Consider the following 24,528-nt stretch of genomic DNA (forward strand, 5'->3'; position numbering starts at 1 on the left):
CGAATGAAAAAGGCCCGGGGAGCGATCCCCGGGCCTTTGATTTTGCCGTTCTTCAACGATCAGGGGGTGTTGCCGCCCTGGCCAAGAATGCTCTTGGCGATGTTGGCGCCCGAGGTGCCGCCGGACAGCAGCTGCTGCAGGAAGGTGAGATCCTTGCCGCCTGTCGGGGTGGTACGCGAAATCGTGTCGAAGACCTTGCCGTCCTGCAGCGCGTAATTGGCCTTACGCTCGATTACGCCGTCCTTGTTGAAATAGATCGCGAGAATGTTCTGTTCGACCAACGTCGGCTTCATGAAAGCGGCGCGGCGCACACGCTTCTGCGAGATGTAATAGAAAACCTCGTTGCCGAACGTCGCCGTGGTGGAGGGCGTGCCCATGGTCAGCAGAACCTGCTCGCGGCTGGAACCTTCCGGGATCAGCTGAAGCGACTGCTCGTCCATGACGTAGCCGTTGTGGAACACATCGGTGGTGCTGGTGCAGGCGGAAAGCAGGGTGGACGCGACGACGATTGCGATGGCGGTCTTGCCCAGAATTTTGCCGTGACTTGCGGATTTCTGCTTGCTCAACTGCTTTTCCCCGACTGCGATCATGAATGGCACCTTCCGGCATTGCGTGGTGCACAGTGTCTGTGCACATGATTGTGTCAATCCGGGGACGGAAAATCCCGATCACCCCCCAAATTCAACGCTTTCACGGCCTTTGGAAACTCTTCCGGTCTCTTAGACTGTTTCAGCCGAAAGACGAACGTGACCGCGACAGCATTGCAATTCGTGGATGCTTCGGTAAACCAGCTTTGGCGATCATGCAACAAGTGCGATAGGCGGGTGAGCGAATTCACCAGCCCCGTTCGGAAAAAAACGATGATATTCGGGCTGTTCAGACAGAAAAACAACAACCGCGCCATAGTAGACCGGCAATATGCGATCCTGACGGCTGCGGCCCGCACGCCCGCTTTTTATCTTGATCTCGGCGTTCCGGACACGGTGATGGGCCGCTTCGAGATGCTGTCGATCATCATGATTCTCTATTTCCGCCGCACCAAATCCTCCGGTGTGAGCGGGCAGGAAATCGCCCAGGAGATCGTCGACGCCTTTTTTCAGGATATCGACCATTCCATCCGTGAGCTCGGCATTGGCGACCAGGGCGTGCCGAAGCGCATGAAGAAATTTGCCGGTATGTTCTACGGGCGGCTCGAATCCTATGCGGCGGCGCTGGATGCATCCGACCCCGTTGCCCTTGCCGCAGCGCTCCGGCGCAATATATACCCCCAGACAGATGAGAAGGCACCGGAACTGGACGGGCTTGCGGACTGGATGATGGAGGCGTCTTCCACCCTTTCCGCAGGCTCCGAAGAAACGATAGCAACCGGAAGCCTGAAGCTGCCTTTGCCTGGACTATGAGGTTTACGATGAACGCGCGACACGCCGCAAATGACGATCTGCCTTTTTCCTACCCCGTAAAGGTAGGCCATATTTCCGCCAATCCGGTGAGGATTGGTCTTGAAGCCAATGCCGAGGAACTGAAGGCGCTGGCGAAATTCTGGGATGTGGTTTCCGTCGAATATCTGAAGGCGGAACTGCAGGTTACCCGCTGGAAGAGGGATGGCGTGAAGATCAAGGGCGAGGTGCATGCGGCCGTGACCCAGTCTTGCGTCGTGACGCTGGAGCCGGTTTCCAGCAAGATCGACGAGAGCGTCGAGCATATTTTCGTTCCGGAAGGATCGAAGCTGGCGAGGATGGTCACCAATGAGGAAGGGGAGATCGTACTCGATCCCAATGGCCCTGACATTCCCGACCAGTTCACCGGCGACAGCATTGATGTTGGCGCGACTGTTGCGGAATTCGCAGCCCTTGCGATCGATCCCTATCCGCGCAAATCGGATATCGAATTTACCGATACGACCGAAAATGAGCCTGAAGAAGAAAAGCGTCCGTCGCCTTTCGCCGTGTTGAAAGACTGGAAAAAAGACTGAATGCGCCGCCGGGCTGAAATAATTTTATTGTAACACAGGCCGGAACAGGTATTTTCGCGCAAAATCCGCTTGAGTGGCGGCAAAAAGGATAAGGGACGAGTGATCAGAATAGCGATTGACGTCATGGGTGGCGATTTCGGCCCTGATGTTGCCATACCCGGTGCCGCCAAGGCGCTTGAACGGCACAACGATGTGACTTTTCTGCTCTACGGGCAGAAAAGCAAGTGCGACCCCATTCTGGCACAATATCCCGCACTTCGGGAAAAATCGGTCTTTCACGATTGTGAAATCTCGGTCGCCATGGACGAAAAGCCAAGTCAGGCGCTTCGTCGTGGCCGCTATGTCTCCAGCATGTGGCGCGCCATCGAGGCCGTGAAGCTCGGTGAAGCGGACGTCGTCGTATCCGCCGGCAATACCGGCGCGCTGATGGCCATGGCCAAATTCTGTTTGCGCACCATGGCGCGGGTGGAACGCCCGGCCATCGCCGGCATATGGCCGACGCTGAAAGGCGAAAGCATCGTGCTCGATGTTGGTGCCACGATTGGCGCCGATTCCCAGCAATTGCTCGATTTTGCCCTGATGGGCGGCGCCATGGCGCGTGCGCTTTTCGATATCGACCGTCCGACCGTCGGTTTGCTGAATGTCGGCGTCGAGGAGGTGAAGGGTCAGGAAGAGGTCCGTGAAGCCGGACGGCTGATCCGCGAGGCCGATCTAGGCACCATCGATTACCGCGGTTTCGTCGAGGGTGACGACATTGGCAAGGGCACGGTGGATGTGGTGGTGACCGAAGGTTTCACCGGCAACATTGCGCTCAAAGCCGCCGAAGGCACGGCGCGCCAGATCACCACGCTTCTGCGTGAGGCGATCTCCCGCAGCTTCTTTGCCAAGATCGGTTATATTCTCGCGAAAAGCGCTTTCGATGTGCTGCGAGAAAAAATGGACCCGCGCAAGGTCAATGGCGGCGTGTTTCTCGGCCTGAACGGCATTGTCATCAAAAGCCATGGCGGCACGGACGCCATCGGTTTTGCCTCCGCGGTCGATGTCGGCTACGACATGGTCCATAACGGTCTTACGGCAAAAATTGAAAACGATCTGAAGATTTACCACGCAAGACGGCTTCCGCCCCCGGCGCCCGAAGCTCTCGTGGCTGACGAGGAATAAGGGAATGATCCGCTCTATCGTACGTGGTTTCGGGGCAGCGCTTCCGAAGCGTGTCATGACCAATAGTGAAATCGAAGGGGTCGTGGAGACTTCCGATGAATGGATCGTGCAGCGCACGGGCATTCGTCAGCGCTACATAGCGGGAGAAGGTGAGACCACCGCTTCGCTCGGCGAGGCTGCGGCGCGTGCGGCGCTCGACAATGCCGGCCTGACGCCCGATGACATCGACCTCATCATTCTGGCAACCTCGACACCGGACAATACATTTCCGGCAACGGCGGTAAACATCCAGAACCGTCTCGGCATGACCCACGGTTTCGCCTTCGACATGCAGGCCGTCTGCTCCGGCTTCGTCTATGCCGTGGCCACCGCCGATCTTTACATTCGCGGCGGCATGGCAAAGCGCGTGCTGGTGATCGGCGCCGAAACATTCTCGCGCATTCTCGACTGGAAGGACCGCACCACTTGCGTTCTGTTCGGTGATGGTGCAGGCGCACTCGTAATCGAGGCAGGCGAAGGCGAAGGTACTTCCAGCGATCGTGGCATCCTCACCTCGCAGCTGCGCTCCGACGGTTCGCACAAGGACAAGCTTTACGTCGATGGTGGACCTTCCACGACCGGCACGGTCGGCCATCTGCGCATGGAAGGCCGGGAAGTGTTCAAGCACGCTGTCGGCATGATCACCGACGTCATCGAACAGGCTTTCGAGGCGACAGGCACGACGGCTGATGATCTCGACTGGCTCGTCCCGCATCAGGCCAACAAGCGCATCATCGACGGATCGGCAAAAAAGCTCAATATCGATCCGGAAAAAGTCGTCATCACCGTCGATAAACACGGCAATACGTCGGCCGCATCCATTCCGCTGGCGCTTGCCGTTGCGGCCAGTGACGGACGCATCAAGAAAGGCGATCTGGTCATGCTGGAAGCCATGGGCGGCGGTTTCACCTGGGGCGCAGTGCTGCTGCGCTGGTAACGGCAAATTTTAGCGTTTACCGGGGTGCTGGCACAAAATCGGTTGTGATTTTTGCGGCAGTACCCCGTTCAAACGCGCTGAAGCGACCCCCGCGTGCGGCAAAACCGCGTCAGTCGCTCTAAGCCATTGCACTGATTGCCGAAAGCCTCAAATGAATCTGGAACAATCCCTTGACCGGTCGCCACAAGGGAAATAATCTCGGCGGCTCCTAGAGAAAAATTCAGACACGGTTTGTGGGGAAAAATGGCCGGGAAGACAGTGACACGCGCAGATCTTGCAGAATCTGTGTTTCGTAAAGTCGGGCTGTCCCGCACCGAATCCGCCGAACTGGTCGAAACGATCATCGACGAGATTTGTAATGCGATCACGCGCGGCGAGGTCGTCAAGCTCTCGTCCTTCGCGACATTTCAGATCAGGGAAAAGAACGAGCGTATCGGCCGCAACCCGAAAACGGGTGAGGAAGTTCCGATTTCGCCACGCCGCGTCATGACCTTCAAGGCGTCAAACGTGCTGAAACAGCGAATCCTGAAGGCGCATACGGCTCGCAAGACCAAGCAAAAGGGTCAGAAAGCCGGGGCGTAAGCCGGCTGTAACGCGGGTTTTTTGCCGCATGGCAAGCCTTTATCCCCATTCTTCTTGTGAACATGCTTGAATTTCGACGTGCAAGCCGTTGAAATCTGGTCGACTCACATCATAATCAATTTTAGATAAATGGTATCTTGCCGCCACGGGCATCGGTGCGAGGATCGGGTTCGATTTTTCGCAATACATGATGCACGGTATCGGCTGGTGAAAAGCGTTCTTGTTCAGTGTCCGGGTGGGTGCATGGCGCTCAAGGTCCGGATGGGAGTGGAAGTTTGGACAAAAGCCCCGACGCGTTTCGGACGATCAGTGAAGTGGCGGATGAGCTGAACCTGCCGCAGCACGTGCTGCGTTTCTGGGAAACGCGCTTTCCGCAGATCAAGCCGATGAAACGGGGTGGGGGCCGCCGTTATTACCGCCCTGATGATATCGATCTCCTCAAGGGCATTCGTCATCTTCTTTATGACCACGGCTACACCATCAAAGGCGTGCAGAAACTTCTGAAAACCAACGGAAACCGTTTCGTGGCGGCAATCGCGTCAGGCGATCTTGCTACCATGGAAGCCATCATGGCAGCGAGCGGCGAAAAGGAAGTTGCCGAACCGCGCGTGCTGGATCCAGACGGAGACGAGGTCGTCGGCCGCCCGAAAGCCAAGCCGAGCGGCCGATTTTTCGGCTTCGGTGGCGGTAACAGCGATACCGAGATATCGGTTGGCAAATCTGGCATCGGCAAGGATGACCAAGCGCTGTTGCAGGAGGCGCTGTTCGATCTTCTCGAATGCAAGCGGCTGCTTGATCAGGTTCGCTGATCGTTTATCCACAACTCTATTCGAGCATTTTCAGAAAAAGCGAAGGCGCTCTGGAATGCCAACCTTTCAGAAACTCTCTTGACCGATAATGCGGCTCCGTAAAAAGGAGTCTGATCGTGAGCAATCGAAAACCGACAACGCGACGCCGTACGGCGAAGAAATCGGCCGGCGGCAGCGTTTGGCCCTGGGTGCTGATGCTGGGCGTCGTGGCTGGTGGCATTCAGGCTTACGAACATCGCGACAGTCTTATGCCGCAGCGGCATGTCGCGAAGGCAACATCCACGACGACAAATTCCCCCAAGATCGCCGTAGCCGCCAAACGCGAGACGGCCGCACCGGAGAAGGTGGCGGCCATCCGCCCCGCATCGCCGGTTTCACCGATCAATGGTCCGGTGCCGCCACGCTCGATTGCCATGCCGCCTGCGGCACAGCAGAGCCAGGTTGCCGCTATCCTGCCGGAAACACGCCCTTCGGTCGAAAAAGTCTCGCTGGGAGAAAAAAGCGGCGCCTTTGCCTTTTGTGGTCGCTCAGGTCTCACCAATTGCGTGGCCGATGGCAATACCTTCTGGATGAAGGGCGTGAAAATGCAGCTCGCCGGCATCGAGGTCCCGCAGATCGACCGGGCGCGATGCATGGAAGAGCGTCAGCGCGGTTTCATTGCCAAGGTGCGGTTGCGGGATATGCTGAATGCCGGCGCATTCGATGTGGCGTCGTCGGCAACAGCCGGCGGGCAAGCCATGGAACGCAAACGGATTTCACGTTCGGGCGTATCCTTTGCCGATCAACTCGTGCGGGAAGGCCTGGCTCATCCGGTCTCGGCAAAAAATCAGTCCTGGTGTGGCTAAGGCCCGGTTGACCGAAACGGTGCGGCCTGTGTAGATGTGGCGCTGTCGGTGCTTGGGGTCAGGGTCTCGTTCGATCCTGCGCCTGAGGAATGACAAGGCAATTTTGTAGCGCCGGGGCCTGATGGCACGCGGTGCGACAATGCGGACGTGGCGAAATCGGTAGACGCAGCAGACTTAAAATCTGCCGACCATTGGTCTTGCGGGTTCAAGTCCCGCCGTCCGCACCATTTCCATCTCCAATTAAAAGATTTCTCTGCCGTTTTCCTGCGACATGCGGGCATTCAGGATGGATTCTGCGCCGGGATAGTCGATATCCGGGCAATCGATTGCATCATGATGCATGAGTCAGCCTAAAAAATGGGCTTGTTCACGCTCGCGGCATTTCTCCGTGAAAATCATCCAAAAGAGCCTATTGACCTTGCCACGATGGGAAGCCCTATCTTTTTTTTGTAAAGAGAAAAAGAGGTCATGCGCATGTCACAAATCCAGATACAGGCGAACCATTCGATAGCCATCGAGGGAATGACATGTGCCTCCTGCGTCGGTCGTGTCGAGAAGGCTATTGCCAAGGTGCCGGGGGTCGTCAAGGCTTCGGTCAATCTTGCGACGGAGCGCGCCGATATTGCTTTTTCAGGAGCGCCCAACGTTTCGGCCGTTGTCGATGCCGTGCGAAATGCAGGCTATAGCGTCGACGAGAAAACCATCGAACTCGATATCGAAGGCATGACTTGCGCGTCCTGCGTCGGCCGTGTCGAAAAGGCGCTGAAGGCCGTTTCCGGTGTCTCCGACGCGAGTGTCAATCTCGCAACAGAGCGGGCCACCGTCCGCGTCGCCGGCAATGCCGTCTCTGCCGCCAGGTTGGCCGAAGCAATCAGCCAAGCCGGTTACAAGGCAAACGAGATCGTCGCTGACAAGGCCAAGGTTGACGAGCCGGACCGGCGCGAAGCCGAATTGCGCGGTTTGAAAGTCAGCCTGGCCACCGCTGTTGCCCTGACGCTGCCGGTCTTCATTCTGGAGATGGGCTCGCATCTGGTGCCCGCCATCCATGATTTCGTGATGGAAACCGTCGGCATGCGGGAAAGCTGGTATCTGCAATTCGCGCTGACCACGCTTGTCCTCTTCGGGCCGGGCCTGCGGTTCTTCAAAAAAGGCATCCCCGCACTTCTGCGGCTGGCGCCAGATATGAATTCGCTGGTGGTGCTGGGCACCGCCGCCGCCTGGGGGTTCTCGGTCGTCGCCACCTTCGTGCCCGAGATCCTGCCGAGAGGCACGGCCAATGTCTATTATGAGGCCGCAGCGGTGATCGTCACGCTTATCCTGCTCGGCCGTTTCCTCGAGGCGCGCGCCAAGGGCCGCACCAGCGAGGCGATAAAGCGGCTCGTCGGCCTGCAGGCCAAGTCGGCCCGTGTGATGCGCAATGGTGAAACCATCGATGTGCCGCTTCAGGATGTTGCGACTGGCGATGTCATCGTCGTCCGTCCCGGCGAGAAAGTGCCAGTCGATGGTCTGGTGCTTGATGGTTCTTCCTATGTCGACGAATCGATGATTACAGGCGAGCCGGTGCCGGTGACCAAGACGGCTGGGTCCGAAGTCGTGGGCGGTACGGTCAACAGAAACGGCTCCTTCACGTTCCGCGCCACGAAGGTCGGCGCCGACACGCTGATCGCGCAGATCATCCGCATGGTCGAGGAAGCGCAGGCCGACAAACTGCCGATACAGGCGCTGGTGGACAAGGTGACCAACTGGTTCGTGCCTGCAGTCATGCTCGCTGCACTCGCCACCTTCATCGTCTGGTTCATTCTCGGGCCGGACCCGGCCTTGACCTTTGCGCTGGTTAACGCCGTCGCTGTCCTCATCATCGCTTGCCCCTGCGCCATGGGTCTTGCCACCCCGACCTCGATCATGGTCGGTACCGGACGCGCCGCCGAAATGGGTGTGCTATTCCGGCGCGGCGATGCTCTCCAGACTTTGCGTGATGCCGATGTCATCGCCGTCGACAAGACCGGCACGCTGACGCTCGGCAAGCCGACACTGGTGCATTTCACCACGACCGAAGGCTTCGATCAGGATGAGGTGTTGCGCCTTGTCGCCTCGCTTGAAAGCCGTTCCGAACATCCCATAGCCGAAGCGATCGTCGAGGCGGCAAAACATGGTGGCCTGACGCTTGCCGACGCGGCCGGCTTTGAGGCGACCCCCGGTTTCGGCGTTGCGGCAACGGTTGACGGCCGCAAGGTCGAGGCGGGCGCCGACCGCTTCATGGTGAAGCTCGGTTACGACATTGCGAAGTTCGCCGACGAGGCCGACCGGCTGGGCAGGGAAGGGCAGTCGCCGCTTTATGCCGCTGTCGATGGCCGGCTGGCCGCCATCATCGCGGTTGCCGATCCGATCAAGCCGACGACCCCGGAGGCGATAGCAGCGCTGCATGCGCTTGGTCTCAAGGTCACGATGATAACAGGCGATAACCGCCGCACGGCCGAAGCCATTGCCCGCCGTCTTGGTATCGACGAAGTGGTGGCGGAAGTACTGCCTGACGGCAAGGTCGAGGCCGTTAAAAGACTTGCGGCCGATGGCCGTCGGGTGGCCTTCGTCGGTGATGGCATCAACGATGCGCCGGCCCTTGCGGCGGCCGATGTCGGTCTCGCAATCGGCACGGGTACGGACGTCGCCATAGAAAGCGCCGATGTGGTGTTGATGTCTGGCGATTTGCGCGGTGTCGCGAATGCCATTGCGTTGTCCAAGGCGACGATCCGCAACATCCGCCAGAACCTGTTCTGGGCCTTTGCCTATAATGCCGCGCTCGTTCCCGTGGCGGCCGGAATATTGTATCCTGCCAACGGTGTTCTGCTGTCGCCTGTCCTTGCTGCCGGAGCCATGGCGCTTTCCAGCGTGTTTGTCTTGACCAACGCGCTGCGTCTCAAAAGCTTCCGCCCGCCGCTGCTTGACAGATCGTCCGGCATGCAACTCGCAGCGGCAGAATAGGGGGCGGATGTTATGACGCCTGAAAACACAGTCTATTTGCCACGTATCGGACGCAGCATTGTGGCAGCGCAGGGCGAGACCGTCCTTCAGGCCGCCCTTGCCGCCGGAATTTCCTATCCGCACGGCTGTCGCATGGGCCGGTGCGGGGCGTGCAAATCGCACCTCGTCTCAGGCGAGATCGACCTTCTCAAGCATACGCCCTTTTCGTTGACAGAAGAGGAAAAGGCGGAAGGACTGACACTCGCGTGCCGCGCCGTGCCGTTGAGCGACGTGACGATCGGCTGGCTCGACGGTGAGGATGAGTTTGCCGATATTCCGGCCGGCCGCTTCGATGGCGTCATCGCGGAAGCGGTGGATGCGACGCATGATATCAAGCTCATCCGCATCAGGCTCGACGATCGCGAACTGTTTACCTTCAAGGCCGGCCAATATGTGCGCCTGCTTTATCCGGACTGTTCGCCGCGTGACTATTCCATTGCCAGCCGCATCGATGAGGACCTGATCGAATTCCATATCCGGCATGTCCCAGGCGGCGTCACGAGTGGCCATATTTTCGCGAACGCCAAGGCGGGTGACCCTGTCGTGCTGGTCGGTCCCTTCGGGTCTTCGTACCTGCGGGAAAAGCATTGCGGACCGATCCTTGGCATTGCCGGCGGTTCGGGGCTGGCGCCGGTGAAGGCGGTGGTAGAGGCAGCGCTCGCCACTGATCGGACCACGGGCCGGCAACGCCCGATCCATGTCTATTTCGGCGCCCGCGCCGAGCGTGACCTCTATATGGTCGACCGTTTCGAAGAACTTGCCGTAAGCCACGGCAATCTGAGCTTCGTTCCGGTTCTCTCGAATGAATACCATGCGCAGATGCGCCGCGGTTATGTCGGTTCCGCCGTGGCGGACGACTTCGACGATCTCGATGGCTGGAAAGCCTATCTGGCCGGACCGCCGGCGATGATCGAGGCAACGGTGCCGCAGCTCCTGGCAAGGGGCATCCGCACCGCCGACATTCATGCAGACGTGTTTTTCACCCCGGAAAGATAGGAGCAGGATCGATGAACATTGGTACAGCCGCCACCGCATCCGGTGTTTCCGCAAAGATGATCCGCCACTACGAGACGATCGGGCTGATCAAATCCGCAAACCGCACGGAATCCGGTTATCGGGTCTATACGACCAACGATCTGGAGACGCTGCGTTTCATCCGCCGCGGCCGCGACCTCGGTTTCTCGATCGAAAAGATCAGGCAGCTCATGACCCTGTGGCGCGATCCCGGCGGTGCATCCTGCGACGTCAAGCGCATCGTCATGGAACATGTCGTAGATCTCGAGGCCAAGATGCATGCTCTTCGGGAGATGGCCGACACGCTGCGAAATATCGCGACCTATTGCCCTGACAATGGTGAACCGGATTGCCCGATCATTCAGGATCTTGCCCAATCTGAAGACCCCGATTTTACGCCGGTGGCGATCCTGCCCAAGCGTTCCGGCATGCTGAAGGGCACGTCCGGTGTGGTGACGGATTTGCCGCGCCTCATGAAATAAACCGCATTTCCCCGGCGGGGACCGATCATCAATTGCAGTGCAATGGCCATTTTCGGCGAAGGAGAACAGGCAATGTGGATACAGATAATACAACGCTTCCTTATTCTGTGCCTTATGCTGATGATCGTCTCCGTCATCGCGTTTCTTTTGCCCTACATGGCCGGTGGCGATCCTGCCCGCACCATTCTGTTTTCGCGCATGCGCGATACGGCGCTCGATCCGCATGCAGTCGAGGCCCTTCGGTTAAGCCTCGGGCTCGACCGGCCGCTTTACGTCCAATATTTCGCATGGCTGTCGGGCGCGCTGCGCGGTGATCTGGGCTTTTCCTTCACCAGCAGCCAGCCCGTGGCGGGTGAGCTTTTGCGCTCTCTCGGCGTGTCCGTGACATTGGCACTGACCGCGCTGGCGATTGCGGTCGCCGTCGCCCTGCCGCTCGGCACATTGGCGGCGATGCGTCCGGGTGGCCGGCTGGACAATTTCGCAACGCTGATGATCCAGACCTTCGTTGCCACGCCGGAATACTGGTTTGCGCCGATGTCGGCGCTCGTCTTTTCGCTTTATCTCGGCTGGTTGCCGTCCGCGGGCTGGGATAGCTGGCGCTCGCTGGTGCTTCCCGCTTTGACGTTGACGCTGCGCCCACTGGCCTATTTCACGCAGGTGACGCGCGCCGCCATGGCTGAGGTTCTGCGCGCGCCTTACATCACGGCGGCCCGCAGCCGCGGTCTCGGCATGCATGGCACGGTCATGCGCCACGGCATTCGCAACGGTTCGCTTCCGATCGTCACCTTCTTTGCCCTGTGGCTTGCGGGCCTGCTTGGCGGATCGGTGGTCGTGGAGGTGATATTCGCCATCCCCGGAATGGGCCGGCTTCTTTACGACGCCGTGGTCAATCGGGACATCCCCATGCTGCAGGGCGGTTTCATCTGCATCGTCGCCCTTTCCATCCTGATCAATACCCTGGCCGATGGCCTCTATGTCCTGATCAATCCAGCAATGCGAGGTCAACATGACCATTAGTCACTTCCCGAGCGCGCCGGTAGCCGCCATGCCAATGACCTTGCCCAAGCGCCCGTCGACACTTTTCCGGTTCACGGATTTCATCCGCCGGCGGCACTGGACGTTCTACGCGGGTTCGGCGATTTTTCTCGTCATCATCGTGCTGCTCGTCATCGCGCCGTGGATTTCGCCCTATAATCCCGCGCAGCAAAGCCTTCGCCTGCGGTTGAACGCGCCAAGCGCCGCCTACTGGCTGGGCACTGACCATCTCGGGCGTGATGTCTTGAGCCGGCTGCTTATCGGCGGACGCTTCACGGTCACGATTGCCGCCATCACCGTCATTCTGTCGGTCGCCATTGGAACATTCATCGGCATCATCAGCGGTCGCAGCCGCGGCGTTGTCGATGAAGTCCTGATGCGGGTGGTGGATCTGCTCATCGCCATCCCTGACGTGGTGATCGCCATTTTCCTCGTCGCCATCTTCGGCCCGGGATATGGAACGTTGATCGCGTCGCTGACGATCGTCGGTTGGACACCTTTTGCGCGACTGGCACGCGGGCTGACGCTTTCGATCAATTCCCGAGAATATATGCGTGCCGCCGAGGTGCTTGGATGCACACGCCGCTTCATTATTTTCCGGCATGTCATTCCCAACACGATCTGGCCGATCGCAGCAGTTGCCTTCCTGCGCTTCGGCCACAAGCTGATCACGGTGGGCGGACTGTCGTTTCTCGGCCTCGGCGTGCAGCCGCCTGCCGCAGACTGGGCGCTGATGTTGGCCGATGCGCAGGCCTATGCGGAACGTATGCCCATTCTCGTGATCGCACCAGGTCTGGCGATTTTCCTGTCGGCGTTGAGCGTGACATGGATCGGCCACGGCCTGAACATGGATACCAGGAAACCGAACGGCCATTGACGCCTGCGGTTAGAGCAATGACCGGCGCCCGCGCCGATCAAACATACACAGGGCACGATAGCCCCAAGGAGAGTATTATCGTCTGAAGCCGCCTGAAAATACGCCCATGCCTCCGATGCAATAATAATAAGGGGAACTCTTATGAATATCGAAGGACACACGCATGCCAATACGGCCATCGCCCCGGAACGGACACCGCTTCTGGAAATCGAGGATCTGCACGTTTCGGTGCCGTCTGCAAATGGCCGCAAGTTTGTCATCTCCGGTCTGACGCTCTCCGTCGATGCCGGAGAGGTCGTTGCACTGGTCGGCGAATCCGGATCCGGCAAGAGCATGACGGCTCTGTCGCTGATGCGGCTGTTGCCGCACGGCGCGGAAATCAACTCCGGCCGCATTTCCTTTGCCGGGCGCGACATTCTCGCGCTCTCGCCCTCCGAGCTTGATGCGTTGCGCGGCGCCGATATCGGAATGCTTTTTCAGCAACCGCAGGCCATGCTCGATCCGACCAGCCGGGTGAGGACGCAGGTCGCCGAGCCACTGTGGGTCCACCGCAAGATGAGCCGGCATGCGGCACTAGGCCGGGTTGTCGGCATGCTCTCGGATGTTGGAATTCCCGATCCGTCGGCGCGGGCGCAATGCTTCGCACATGAACTCTCCGGCGGCATGGCGCAGCGCGTCATGATTGCTGCGGCACTCTCCGGCAATCCGCAACTGCTGATCGCCGATGAACCGACGACGGCACTCGATGTCACCGTCCAGGCACAAATATTGCGCCTGCTCGACGATGAGCGTCGGAAGCGGCGGCTCGCCACGCTGCTCATCACCCATGACCTCTCGGTCGTTGCCGCTTTCGCGGACCGGATTGCGGTGATGTATGCTGGGCGCATTGTCGAGGAGGGGCCGACGCAGGCAATCCTCAAGGCGCCGCAACATCCCTATACCAAGGCGCTCATCAGCTGCTCGCTTCTGACGACCGACAGCGAGGGGCAGCTGCTGACGATCCCCGGCTCCAGCTCGCAGGCCCATGACATGTCCTGCGGTTGCCGTTTCCATCCCCGCTGCGCGCTTGCACAGTCGGCCGGCATGGGCGGCCGTTGCATGGCAACGGAGCCGGATCTGAATGCCTTGCCGGAAGGCCGCAAGGCGCGGTGCTGGGCGGTCGACGACGACCATGCCGGCAGCCATGCCAGTCACACAGTCTGCTGAAGGAGGGTTGCGATGCTATCGACAGTGAAAACACCGAACCAGCCTCAGGCGGATGGCAAGATCAAGCCCTATGTGGTCGCAAACAACCTGTGCAAATATTATCCGATATCGGGTTTCGGCAATCGCGTGGTCAAATCCGTCGACGATGTTTCTCTCACGATCGGCGAGGGTGAGGTCCTTGGTCTCGTTGGCGAATCCGGCTGCGGCAAAAGCACTGTCGCCGGGCTGATAACGCGGTTGACCAACGCGACGAAAGGCGAGGTCAGCATCGGAGACCACGATATTCTGCACATGCAGGGCGAGACGCTGCGGCGCATGCGCCGTGTCGTGCAACTGGTGTTCCAGGATCCCTATTCCGCGCTCGACCCGCGCATGCGCATAGGGCAAAGCATGGAAGCGCCGCTTGCCCAGCACGGCATCGGCACGCGCGAAGAACGCATCGCGCGCGTGTTCAAGATGCTGGAGGAGGTCGGCCTCGATGCCTCGTATTATGACCGTTATCCGAGCCAGTGCTCCGGCGGGCAGTTGCAACGCGTGGTCATAGGCCGCGCGCTTCTTCTCAATCCAAGTTTTCTTGTGTGCGACGAACCGACATCGGCGCTCGACGCCTCCATGCGCACGCAGATCCTGAACCTGCTGATGGATATGAAGCGCCGTCACGGTTTGACGGTGCTGATGATTTCCCATGACCTGCGCGTGGTGCGTTATCTCTGCGACCGTATCGCGGTTATGTATCTCGGGCGGATCGTTGAAATCGCCGACCGGGAGGAGCTTTTCCGGGCGCCTAAGCATCCCTATACGAAGGCTCTTATTGCCTCGTCCATGCTGGATGAAACCGGACTATATGCACCGGAAATGCTTCTGGATGGTGATCTGCCAAGCCCGCTCAATCCTCCAAGTGGCTGCAAGTTTCACACCCGCTGCAAATATGCGACGCAGATTTGCAGCGAACAGGAACCGGTTCTGGAAGACGTCGCCGGGGAGCATTTCGCTCGTTGCCATCACTGGCGCGAATGGGGTTGAGAAGCAGCGCAGTTACAGTCTTCTAGTTCTGTAAAAACAGATGAATTGTGCGTTTGTGAATTAATATCGGAATTAAATTCCGAGTATAAAAACATAAAATGAGTGATATTCAAGCGGATGTTCGTGGAGCGTCCGAAGGATATTCTTATGTCTTGCGAGATTTATTTTATGACAATCTTAAATCTCCTGAGACGACTGACTTTTGAGCGGTGTCATCAAAAATAAAAGGGGAATATTCAATGATAAAGCACGTACTTTTGGCGACAAGCGCCATTGTGGTTTCGTTTTCAGTTCAAACGGCCAAGGCCGATACGATTACCTATGACGACAATTTCGGTGTCAAGACCGGTTGGCAAATGGCGTCGGACGACGCCTATCTCGGCTCACGCGCGGGTTGTTTCGAAAGCTTCGTGCGGGTCGGCTACGACATGAAACTGGAGGCCAGTCTTGCCGAAAGCTGGAAGCAGACGGACCCTAAGGTCTGGGAATTCAAGCTGCGCAAGGGTGTGAAGTTCCAGAATGGCGAGCCGCTCAATGCCGCAACCGCAGTCAATGCGCTGACCAATCTTCTGAAGGCGCCGGTTCCAGCCCGCGCCTTTTCGCCGAAGTTGATTGCTTCAGTCGAAGCGAGCGGCGACGACAGCGTGAAGATAACCACCATCGAACCATCGGTGATGCTACCGGCGCAAATGGCGAGCCCTGCCACGTCAATCCTTGCCCCCGCCGCTTATAAGGACGGGAAAGTCGATCCGGTCGGGACCTGCACCGGACCTTTCAAGATCACGGAGGTCGACCCCAGCCAGTATATGCTTCTTTCCGCCAACCACGATTATTGGGGCGGCATGCCGAAGCTTTCCGGAGGCCGCGTCAACTTCGTTCCCGATGCCGACACCCGCGCCACCCAGGTCCGAACCGGCGAAGCGCAGATTTCGCGCCTCGTGCCACCATGGACGGTCAAGACCATCGAATCCACCGACGGCGTCAAGGTCGCGCCAATTCCTTCGCCGCGCATTACGGAACTCCTGCTGAACAACGCGAAGGCGCCTTTCAATAATGTGAAAGTGCGTCAGGCGATCCAGGCGGCCATCGACACCACCGGTATCGCCGACAGCATTTATGAAGGCGCGGTAAAGGGTGCTACCCTGCCGTTCGCAGCGGGAGAGCCATGGGCCGCGAAGGAAGTCGAGCCCGCCTATAATGTCGAGAAAGCCAAGGCTCTGCTGAAAGAGGCAGGCGTAGCGCCAGGCAGTCTGAAGATCGCGCTCCTCGCCTATACGGCAAAAACGGAACTGAAGGATGTCGCGGCCATTATCCAGGCCCAGTTGCAGGAAGTCGGCATCAAGGTTGATGTTCGCGTCGCCGATTACAGTGCAATCGAGCCAGATCTGCTGTCCGGTAATTTCGACATGGCGCTCCTGTCCCGCGGTTATGCCACAGATGTTGCCGAACCGGCCGGCTTCCTAAATGCCGACTATACCTGCGGCGGCAGCTACAATATCTCGCATTATTGCAACGAAGACACCGACAAGCTGATCAAATCGGCCTATGCGACGGCCGAACCTGCCAAGCGGTATGCAATTTACGGCGAGGCGGCAAAGAAGCTGTATGAGGAGGCCGTCACCGTCTTCCTGATCCATGAGACCGTATTCGACGCCTATTCGGAGAAGCTTGCAAACTATAAGCCCCATCCCATCAACTACTTCGTCATGACCAAGGATCTGGCAACGGAGTAAGGCGTGCGACATTACCGATGAAGCTCAGCCCGGCTCGCAAGAGCCGGGTTTTTCGTGTGCACAGAGACGATTGATGCCGGCGTTTGACGAATACGGGTTTGAAATCCGGAAAACCTCCGCTGTTATCCCCGGGAAGGGAGAGGGCATATGCAGCCTGGGGGAGGTAAGAAGGGGCGGACGTTGGTATCGTCCAGTGGCTGTCACGCAAGCTCGGCGTGAAGCGGGGGCAGGTAGGTCGATCCGGCGGCAGGGATGAAGGCCGCCGCCGGCATCTCGTCAAATCAGGCGCGCGCTTCCGGCGTATAGCCTGCAGCGGTGATGATTTCAGCAATACGTGCCGCGTCGGAGACGCCGCCAACCACAACCGTGCGGCTTGCCGGATCAGCATGAACGGCGGCACCGGGGACGGTCTTTTCGATTGCGCCCTTGATCACACCGGCGCAGTGACCGCAGGTCATGTCTTCAACGTGGAAAGAAAGGTCGGCATCAACAGGTGCGGCAGCGGTTTCGGGGTGATGCTGGTGGGCGGTGCACATAGGCGGTTCTCCTTGGGTTGGAACTTGTAACAGCAGGAGCCTGGACTATTCCAACGTGGGAAGGTCAAGCGCTTTATTAAGGCAGCCAAAATAAGCGCACCGGCATTTTAGTTGCGCCAGAAAATCGGCATCAGCAGCACGAGAACGGTGAGGATTTCCAGACGTCCAAGCAGCATCAGGACAGACAGGAGATAGAGCGCTGGATCGCTGATCGTGGAGAAATTGCCGACAGGCCCGATGATCGGGCCGATGCCGGGGCCGACATTGGCAAGTGCGGTCGCAACGCCCGAGGTCGCAGTCAGGAAATCGTAACCCATCAGGCTCATGGCGAGGCTACCGGCGATCCAGAGCGCGATGAAACAGCTGACGAAAAGGAAGATCGTCCGGATCGTGTCGGGATCGACCACCTGCTGGCCGTAACGGACCGAATAAACCGCGTTCGGATAGATCAGCTTTTTGAGGCCCGCCCGAACGACATTGAACATGATCAGAAAACGATAGGCCTTGATACCACCCGCCGTCGAGCCGGAGCAGCCGCCCATGAAGGTTGCGAAAAAGGCAACGACGACAACGAACGGACCCCACAGGGTGTAGTCGTCGCTCGCAAAGCCACCGGTCGAGAGGATTGATGTCATGTTGAAGAAGGAGTGGCTGAGCGCAGTATCCAGCGGCACGCCGTTTCTAAGGTGGTGATAAACGCCGACAGCGATGGAAATCGCGCAGAGATAGCCAAGGAAGACGGCTATCTGCGGGTCGCGCAGCGTCTCCAGCCTGCGGCGCACCGCAAGCAGGATCATCACTGAGAAGGGCAGGCTGCCGAAGATCAGGAAGATGGTGGCAATCCAAAGCAGCGCCGTGTTGTTGAAATAGGCAAACGAGGCGTCGTGGGTCGAAAAACCGCCGGTCGCAACCGTCGACATGGCATGGTTGAGGGCATCGAAATGCGACATGCCAGCAAAATCGAAAGCCACCGTGCAGGCGATGGTCATGATGATGTAGATCGCCACGAAAGCGCGGGTGAAGCTTGCCAGCCGCGCGAAGGGCCGGTCATTGCCGGTGTCGGATGATTCCATGCGGAAGAAGGTCATTCCGCCGACGCGCAAGAGCGGCAGGATGAAGAGGCCAAGCGCGACAATACCGATGCCGCCGAGCCAACAGAGCAACGACCTCCACAGAAGAATGCCCTGCGGCGCATTATCGAGGCCGGATATGGCGGTCGATCCCGTCGTCGTGATGGCCGATACCGATTCGAAAAGGGCCTGACCGGGCGTCAGGTCAAGCTCGGACAGATAGAGCGGAACCGCTCCGACAATGGAAAATACAAGCCAGAGCACGTTGACGAGCAGGAAGCCGAAACGTTTGTTGAAGGACGCGATCGGTGCGCGCGTGGCCAGCGCGCAGGCAAGTGCAAAGCCGCCGCACATGAAGCCCGAAAGCGCAAACACCGTCCAGTCGTCATTGCCGTAATAAAGGTCCGTCAGCGCGGGCAGGAACATGGCCGTCGCGAGATAGAGCCCGAAGATGGACGCCACATATATGACCGAGCGCAGAAGATTGCTGTTCAAGAAATGAAACCCAGGGTTCGTGGCAGCGTGAAATGAGTCTTTGTCTCTGACGCCTTCCTATGGCATAGCGGGTGCCATTATGAATTTCAATGGATTGACAATCGTGGACAAGCAGCTTGTGGAGGCAGCGCGGCGGGAAGTGCGGGAGATATTCCCGGAAACGCCGTTGCAGTTGAATGAACATCTCAGCCGTCGGTATGGCGCGTCGATTTGGCTGAAGCGTGAGGATCTGTCTCCGGTTCGTTCCTACAAGATTAGAGGCGCATTCAACTTTCTCCGCAAGGCTGTTGCGAAGGCTGGCAAGGACAAGGTTTTCGTCTGTGCTTCGGCCGGCAACCATGCGCAGGGCTTTGCTTTCGCCTGCCGCCATTTCGGCGTTCACGGTGTTGTTTTCATGCCGGTGACCACGCCGCAGCAGAAGATCGACAAGACCCGTATCTTCGGTGGTGAATTCATCAGCATCCGTCTGGTGGGCGATATTTTCGACCAATGTTACGCCGCCGCGCGCAAATACGTCGAAGACAATGACGCCTACATGGTGCCGCCCTTCGACCATCAGGATATCATCGAAGGCCAGGCGACGGTTGCTGCCGAAATCATGGACCAGCTTCCCGAAGGCACCAAACCGGATATGGTTGTCATGCCGGTTGGCGGCGGCGGGCTTTCGGCAGGCCTTACCGGCTTTCTGGCGGGCACCGTTGAAAAGGGCAACTTCGTGTTCTGCGAGCCGGAAGGCGCGCCGAGCCTGAAAAGGAGCCTCGAGCGCGGCGAAGCGGTAACGCTCCCCAAGGTCGACAATTTCGTCGACGGCGCCGCCGTTGCCCGCATCGGCGATCTCAACTTCCAGGCGCTGAAGGATTTTCCGGCCGAGCAGGTTTTGCTCATCCCCGAAAACGCCATCTGCGTGACCATCATCGAGATGCTGAACCTCGAAGGCGTGGTGCTGGAGCCAGCGGGTGCGCTGTCCATTGCCGCGCTGGAGAAGCTCGGCCGCGAGAAACTGGAAGGCAAGACGGTTATCGTCGTCGTCTCCGGCGGCAATTTCGATTTCGAGCGCCTGCCTGACGTCAAGGAACGCGCCATGCGTTACACCGGCGTGAAGAAATACTTCATTCTGCGCCTGCCGCAACGCCCCGGCGCGCTGCGCGATTTCCTCAATCTGCTTGGCCCGGACGACGATATCGCCCGTTTCGAGTATCTGAAGAAATCGGCCCGCAATTTCGGTTCGATCCTGATCGGCATCGAAACCAACGCGCAGGAAAACTTTGCAGGGCTTCTAGAGCGTTTCGAGGCTGCGGGCCTCGGCTATGAGGATATTACCGAAAACGAGATCCTGTCGAACCTGATCATCTGATCGGGATAAGAGCGACGGGGAAGGGCGGAGCATATCCGCCCCTCGAAATGCGAGACAGATTAAGGGAGTGAAAGCCATGGCATCGTTTTTTTCCAAAATCCTTTCGGCCTTCGGCTCCGGCCAGTCCGCGGATGTGCCGCAGAAGGCAGCGCAGTCGGAACCGCATGTGCATGGAGACTATCTGATCTATGCGACGCCGCTAAAGGAAGGCGGCCAGTTCCGTTTGGCGGGCCGCATCGAGAAAAAGGACGGCGAGGAAACGCTCGTGCATGAATTCGTGCGCGCCGATGTCTTCACCAGCATGGACGATGCGGTTGAGTTCACCATCCGTAAGGCAAAGCTGATCATCGACCAGAACGGTGCATCGCTTTTCCCAGGAAAATGATGGCGGTTTCTTCTGCTGGACATTAAGATTCCGTTGGTTGCTTCGGCCTATCGTCTTCAGAGGGCATGAAGTCGCGCCGATGAACCGGCGCGATGTGGATCGATAGGGCGTATGCCGATGCAATGGGCAAATCTGGCCCTCTTCGTGGCGGAAGCCATAGTCTATTTTTCGGTAATGACGGCATTCCTTCATTACCGGCATATTCTCGGCATCGGTGTTTTTCTCACCGCGCTGGGAGTCATGCATTTCCTGGAAACCTACCTGGCGGCGGTCTTTTACGTCGAGCTGCCCTTTGGCGTGGTATCACCCGGCTCCTCGATCCTTTTTGCCGGCAAACTGATGATGATCCTCATGCTCTATATGCGCGAGGATGCGGCAGTCGTCCGCCAGCCGATCTACGGCCTGTTTCTCGGCAATATACTCACCATCATCATGGTGCAGATCATCCGCTTCCATCCGACGGTGGCAATTGTCCCCGGACAGTCGGTAGATACCGGATTTCTGGATGAGATGGGCGTGCTGATGGTCTGGGGAACCAGCCTGCTTTATATCGACGCCATCGCCATCATCCTGTTTTACGAAAAGCTGGGACGCTATTTGCAGCGCCATATTGTCCTGCGCTTTGCAATCTGTGGCGTGGTGATTTTGAGCCTGGATCAGGCAGGCTTTTACGCGGCGTTGCGATATATGCTGAACGCGCCGGTCGATGTCTTTTACGATGGCTGGAAAGCGAAGATGGTGGCCGTTGCCATCTATGCTCTGCTCTTTGCCATTTATCTGAAGTTAACGGCGGCGAAAGGCCGCTTCCTGACGCGCCGCAGCGTTGCCGATGTCTTCAACGACCTCACCTTCAGGGAACGATACGAGGAGCTTCTGTCCCGTTCCGGCCGCGACATGCTGACCGGTGTGTCTGACCGCGCCCGCATGGAACTCGATGCGCCGTCGGTCGTCGTGGAATGTCTGGAAAAGAAACGTCCCGTCAGCGTGCTGATCGTCGATATCGATCACTTCAAGACCGTCAACGACACCTTTGGGCATTTGCAGGGCGATGAGATGTTGCGGGAATTCGCCGCCGTTCTGAAACGCATCGTGCAACCGCACGGCCATCTCTACCGGTTCGGCGGCGAGGAGTTCGTGGCCCTGTTGCCGACGATGACCCATGAGGGGGCACTTGCCTTTTCAGCAGGTCTGCGGACGGCGATATTGAAGGATCTGCAACGGCCGGACGGTTCGCCGCTGACTGTCAGCATCGGCGTCGCCACGGCTTTCGAGGACGGGCAGCTTTTCCGCGCGCTGCTATCGGAAGCAGATGCGCGGCTCTATGCGGCAAAAAATAACGGCCGCGATCAGGTGCACGGCCGTTACGGAGTGTGGGTCGGCTGATACCGGCAATCGAGCCGGCATCACCACGTGTCAAATGGCGCCTCAGGCGGCCTGCGCCAGTTCGGCAACCTTTGCTTCGGCTGCCGCAACAGCCTTCTCAACGGCTTCCGGGCCAAATGCCAGACCTTCGACATAGATCACTTCAACATCCGTCATGCCCATGAAGCCAAGAACGGTCTTGAGGTAGGGAACGGCGTGGTTCATCGACACAGCCGGGCCTTCGGAATAAACGCCGGCGGCGGCCAGCACGATGTAGACCTTCTTGCCGGTGGCAAGACCAACCGGGCCGGTTTCTGTGTACTTGAAGGTCTGGCCAGCGCGGGCGACGTTGTCGATCCACGACTTCAGGCCGGAATAGATATTGAAGTTGATGAGGCCGGTGCCGATGACAACAGTGTCGGCGGCCATAAGCTCTGCAACCAGCTTGTCGGAATAATCGGCTGCAACCGCTTCTTCAGCCGTGCGCTGGTCTGGAGCCTTGCGGATCGCAGCGGTCTTGACGGTGTCGAGATGCGGAATGGGGTCGGCAGCAAGATCGCGGTGGACAAGGGTGTTGGAAGCCGACTTGGCCTTCAGCTTGTTTGCGAGTTCGCCGGAAAACTTGTTGGAAACCGACTCGTCGCCACGCGGGCTGGAGGTGATGAGCAGAATGTTGGACATGGTCTTTCCTTGCATAAGCGATGAATTGACGGGCGCCTTGGGAGGGCGGGAGAGCACGATGCCCTTCCTTTGCCCCCTATATGACCAATTGATGCCATCAAGAAAACTGTGATAATGTGGAAGCGACCTATCGATGAAATGGATGGAACATGGACGCGAACCCGACGCTCGACCAATTGCAGGTGTTTTTGACGGTTGCCGAAACCGGAAGTTTCTCTGCCGCGTCACGGGCGCTCAATCGCGCCCAGTCCGTTGTCAGCTACACCATCGCCAATCTCGAGGCGCAGCTTGAAGTCAGCCTGTTCGAGCGCAATGGCGTACGCCAGCCTCGATTGACGGACGAGGGTCGCGCCATGCTGGAAGATGCAAGGCGCATCGTGGCCGGTCTGCAGGAAATGCGTGCGCGTGCCAAGGGTTTGAAGCAGGGGCTGGAGGCCGAGCTTTCTGTCGCCATCAGCACCATGGTGCCGGCGGAAGCCGTCGTTGCGGTGCTTCGCGATTTTCGCAAGGAATTCCCCACCGTTACCCTCAGCCTCAATGTGGGTGAGTTGGGCATGGTGATGGATATGGTGCTCTCCCGCAAGGCTGGCATTGGCATCGGCGGGGCGCTGTTGCGCCAGGATGACGAACTCGTCGTCGAAAAGGTCGGCCATTCCTTCATGCTGCCGGTCGTCGCCGCCGATCATCCACTGGCACAGATCGAGAGGCCGCTGGTTCTGGGCGATGTCCGCGAGGAGGTCCAGCTCGTCGTCACCGATGCGTCGGGGCTGACCAAGGGGCGCGATTTCAACGTGCTGTCCTACAAGACATGGCGGGTCAGCGACATCGCCACGAAATACCAGCTCATCAAGGGCGGTCTCGGCTGGGGCGGTCTGCCCGCATCGATCGTGCGCAACGACCTGACCAATGGCAGCCTGAAGGCACTTGATCTCGAAGCTTATGAGCAGGGCGAATATCCGATCTTTGCGCTGCGCCGGGTGGATTCACCCGCCGGTCCCGCTGGCCAGTGGCTTGCCACGGCCTTTCAGCAGCGTCTGTCGGCATGCCCGAACCAGAAGGATTTCAACAGGATAATTGCCGGAGGCAAACAGCGGACTATTTCTGTCGCCGCCGAGTGACATGGGTTGACTGAGTGACCAATTGACGAAGGTGAATGGCCTGCCTTATACAGGAAACACGGTCAGCAGTTCACCGAGGCATCGCCGTCCCGCAAGGGAAGCTAAACCTGCATTTTGAAAGATTGACAGCACTTATCCCGTGCCTAGTCGGAAGCCGGCGATCAGCGACACCTCTTCGGAATGGCACTCGAGGGTAAGTCATGCCACGTTCGATCTTTTCCATTGATATCGCCGACCTCTCCACCTTTGCCAAATCGCTACGCGAACAAATCGGCAGGCTGGACCGCCAGCCAAGCCATGTGGAGATGCTCAATCTCCTGAGCCGGGCTGCCGGGTTTCGCAACTTTCAGCATCTGCGCGCCTCTCGCACGCCACCCGTAACAAGTGGCTTGCCGCCACCGCAGACACGACCGGAGACAATGCCTGCCAATGAGGGCAGGGTGCTGAAGACCGCGCGGACTTTCGATGCTGCCGGTAGATTGGTGCAATGGCCGGCCCGCCGCTCCCAGCAGGAACTGTGCCTCTGGTATCTGTGGGCAAGAATACCAGCCGGTCGCAGTTTCTCAGAGCGCGAATTCAGCAGCTTTCTCGATGGTCTGCACCTGTTTGGAGATGCCGCGATGCTGCGGCGTGACATGGCGGGTCTCCGGCTCATCCGCCGTAACCGCGATGGCAGCGACTATCAACGCATCGAGCAGAAGCCACCGCCGGAACTGCCACTGTTGTTGCGTATCGTCAGTGACCGCAATTGAGTAAATGCCCTCCCGGCCGATGAAACGCCGGGAGGGCTGCAA

Annotated in this window: 24 protein-coding genes and 1 tRNA gene; 21 read left to right on the forward strand and 4 right to left on the reverse strand. The window is 58.6% G+C overall.

Annotated elements, in window-relative coordinates; all coding sequences use genetic code 11:
- Positions 1-59: 59 nt before the first annotated feature.
- Positions 60-590, reverse strand: coding sequence for an outer membrane protein assembly factor BamE (locus F617_RS0111955; protein WP_003512524.1), 531 nt, complete (start codon positions 588-590; stop codon positions 60-62).
- A 270-nt stretch (positions 591-860) separates the two neighbouring features.
- Between F617_RS0111955 and F617_RS0111960 the strand changes: the two genes are divergently transcribed.
- From F617_RS0111960 to F617_RS0112040, 16 genes are all read left to right on the forward strand, one after another.
- Positions 861-1,400, forward strand: a complete 540-nt coding sequence (locus tag F617_RS0111960) for a ubiquinol-cytochrome C chaperone family protein (protein WP_019565431.1) — start codon at positions 861-863, stop codon at positions 1,398-1,400.
- Positions 1,401-1,408: 8 nt separating this feature from the next.
- Positions 1,409-1,972 carry a DUF177 domain-containing protein gene (locus F617_RS0111965; protein WP_003512527.1) on the forward strand — a complete coding sequence of 188 codons (564 nt, stop codon included), beginning with the start codon at positions 1,409-1,411 and terminating at the stop codon, positions 1,970-1,972.
- A gap of 99 nt (positions 1,973-2,071) precedes the next feature.
- A complete protein-coding gene (gene plsX, locus F617_RS0111970; RefSeq protein WP_003512528.1) occupies positions 2,072-3,133 on the forward strand; it encodes a phosphate acyltransferase PlsX in 1,062 nt (353 codons plus the stop codon).
- 4 nt (positions 3,134-3,137) lie between these two features.
- Positions 3,138-4,109 carry a beta-ketoacyl-ACP synthase III gene (locus tag F617_RS0111975; RefSeq protein ID WP_003512529.1) on the forward strand — a complete coding sequence of 324 codons (972 nt, stop codon included), beginning with the start codon at positions 3,138-3,140 and terminating at the stop codon, positions 4,107-4,109.
- A gap of 243 nt (positions 4,110-4,352) precedes the next feature.
- Positions 4,353-4,691 carry an integration host factor subunit alpha gene (locus F617_RS0111980; RefSeq protein WP_003512530.1) on the forward strand — a complete coding sequence of 113 codons (339 nt, stop codon included), beginning with the start codon at positions 4,353-4,355 and terminating at the stop codon, positions 4,689-4,691.
- 275 nt (positions 4,692-4,966) lie between these two features.
- A complete protein-coding gene (locus F617_RS0111985) occupies positions 4,967-5,500 on the forward strand; it encodes a MerR family transcriptional regulator (protein ID WP_003512531.1) in 534 nt (177 codons plus the stop codon).
- 116 nt (positions 5,501-5,616) lie between these two features.
- Positions 5,617-6,345: a hypothetical protein gene (locus tag F617_RS0111990; RefSeq protein ID WP_013635890.1), complete on the forward strand. Its 729-nt coding sequence runs from the start codon at positions 5,617-5,619 to the stop codon at positions 6,343-6,345.
- A 141-nt stretch (positions 6,346-6,486) separates the two neighbouring features.
- A tRNA-Leu gene (locus tag F617_RS0111995) sits at positions 6,487-6,572 on the forward strand.
- Between the two features lie 247 nt (positions 6,573-6,819).
- Entirely contained in the window at positions 6,820-9,324 is a 2,505-nt protein-coding gene (locus F617_RS0112005; protein ID WP_026330809.1) for a heavy metal translocating P-type ATPase, read from the forward strand.
- Positions 9,325-9,336: 12 nt separating this feature from the next.
- The gene (locus F617_RS0112010) at positions 9,337-10,359 is read left to right on the forward strand and encodes a 2Fe-2S iron-sulfur cluster-binding protein (protein WP_019565435.1); all 1,023 of its coding nucleotides are present in this window, start codon (positions 9,337-9,339) and stop codon (positions 10,357-10,359) included.
- Between the two features lie 11 nt (positions 10,360-10,370).
- A complete protein-coding gene (gene cueR, locus F617_RS0112015; protein ID WP_013635893.1) occupies positions 10,371-10,859 on the forward strand; it encodes a Cu(I)-responsive transcriptional regulator in 489 nt (162 codons plus the stop codon).
- A 72-nt stretch (positions 10,860-10,931) separates the two neighbouring features.
- Complete coding sequence (locus tag F617_RS0112020) at positions 10,932-11,876, forward strand: ABC transporter permease (RefSeq protein ID WP_013635894.1); 945 nt, start codon at positions 10,932-10,934, stop codon at positions 11,874-11,876.
- On the forward strand, positions 11,866-12,771 hold the full coding sequence (locus tag F617_RS0112025; protein ID WP_013635895.1) for an ABC transporter permease: 906 nt from the start codon (positions 11,866-11,868) through the stop codon (positions 12,769-12,771). Before F617_RS0112020 ends, F617_RS0112025 begins: the two co-directional genes overlap by 11 nt.
- A gap of 141 nt (positions 12,772-12,912) precedes the next feature.
- Positions 12,913-13,977 (forward strand): ABC transporter ATP-binding protein, encoded by a 1,065-nt coding sequence (locus F617_RS0112030; RefSeq protein ID WP_003512538.1) that lies wholly within the window; start codon positions 12,913-12,915, stop codon positions 13,975-13,977.
- 12 nt (positions 13,978-13,989) lie between these two features.
- A complete protein-coding gene (locus F617_RS0112035) occupies positions 13,990-15,000 on the forward strand; it encodes an ABC transporter ATP-binding protein (protein ID WP_019565436.1) in 1,011 nt (336 codons plus the stop codon).
- 239 nt (positions 15,001-15,239) lie between these two features.
- Positions 15,240-16,733 carry an ABC transporter substrate-binding protein gene (locus tag F617_RS0112040; RefSeq protein ID WP_019565437.1) on the forward strand — a complete coding sequence of 498 codons (1,494 nt, stop codon included), beginning with the start codon at positions 15,240-15,242 and terminating at the stop codon, positions 16,731-16,733.
- A 281-nt stretch (positions 16,734-17,014) separates the two neighbouring features.
- On the opposite strand, the gene F617_RS0112045 is transcribed toward F617_RS0112040, so the two are convergent.
- A complete protein-coding gene (locus F617_RS0112045; RefSeq protein ID WP_003496638.1) occupies positions 17,015-17,269 on the reverse strand; it encodes a heavy-metal-associated domain-containing protein in 255 nt (84 codons plus the stop codon).
- A 107-nt stretch (positions 17,270-17,376) separates the two neighbouring features.
- A complete protein-coding gene (locus F617_RS0112050) occupies positions 17,377-18,834 on the reverse strand; it encodes a TrkH family potassium uptake protein (protein WP_003512541.1) in 1,458 nt (485 codons plus the stop codon).
- Positions 18,835-18,913: 79 nt separating this feature from the next.
- Here F617_RS0112050 and ilvA point away from each other — a divergent pair, with 79 nt between their 5' ends.
- The 3 genes from ilvA to F617_RS0112065 all read left to right on the forward strand — a co-directional run bounded on the left by ilvA (position 18,914) and on the right by F617_RS0112065 (position 21,956).
- Entirely contained in the window at positions 18,914-20,188 is a 1,275-nt protein-coding gene (gene ilvA / locus F617_RS0112055) for a threonine ammonia-lyase (RefSeq protein ID WP_029658759.1), read from the forward strand.
- A gap of 76 nt (positions 20,189-20,264) precedes the next feature.
- Complete coding sequence (locus tag F617_RS0112060) at positions 20,265-20,573, forward strand: HlyU family transcriptional regulator (RefSeq protein ID WP_019565438.1); 309 nt, start codon at positions 20,265-20,267, stop codon at positions 20,571-20,573.
- A 117-nt stretch (positions 20,574-20,690) separates the two neighbouring features.
- Positions 20,691-21,956: a diguanylate cyclase gene (locus F617_RS0112065; protein ID WP_026330810.1), complete on the forward strand. Its 1,266-nt coding sequence runs from the start codon at positions 20,691-20,693 to the stop codon at positions 21,954-21,956.
- Between the two features lie 42 nt (positions 21,957-21,998).
- Here F617_RS0112065 and F617_RS0112070 read toward each other — a convergent pair whose 3' ends face one another.
- Positions 21,999-22,616: an FMN-dependent NADH-azoreductase gene (locus F617_RS0112070; RefSeq protein WP_003512545.1), complete on the reverse strand. Its 618-nt coding sequence runs from the start codon at positions 22,614-22,616 to the stop codon at positions 21,999-22,001.
- Between the two features lie 149 nt (positions 22,617-22,765).
- Here F617_RS0112070 and F617_RS0112075 point away from each other — a divergent pair, with 149 nt between their 5' ends.
- Both F617_RS0112075 and F617_RS0112080 read left to right on the forward strand, forming a co-directional pair.
- Entirely contained in the window at positions 22,766-23,734 is a 969-nt protein-coding gene (locus F617_RS0112075) for a LysR family transcriptional regulator (RefSeq protein ID WP_013635904.1), read from the forward strand.
- 200 nt (positions 23,735-23,934) lie between these two features.
- Positions 23,935-24,486: a DUF2087 domain-containing protein gene (locus tag F617_RS0112080; RefSeq protein WP_019565440.1), complete on the forward strand. Its 552-nt coding sequence runs from the start codon at positions 23,935-23,937 to the stop codon at positions 24,484-24,486.
- The last annotated feature ends 42 nt before the right edge of the window (positions 24,487-24,528 follow it).

Origin of the sequence: Agrobacterium sp. 10MFCol1.1 (assembly GCF_000381165.1) — a bacterium.
Taxonomy (GTDB): domain Bacteria; phylum Pseudomonadota; class Alphaproteobacteria; order Rhizobiales; family Rhizobiaceae; genus Agrobacterium; species Agrobacterium tumefaciens.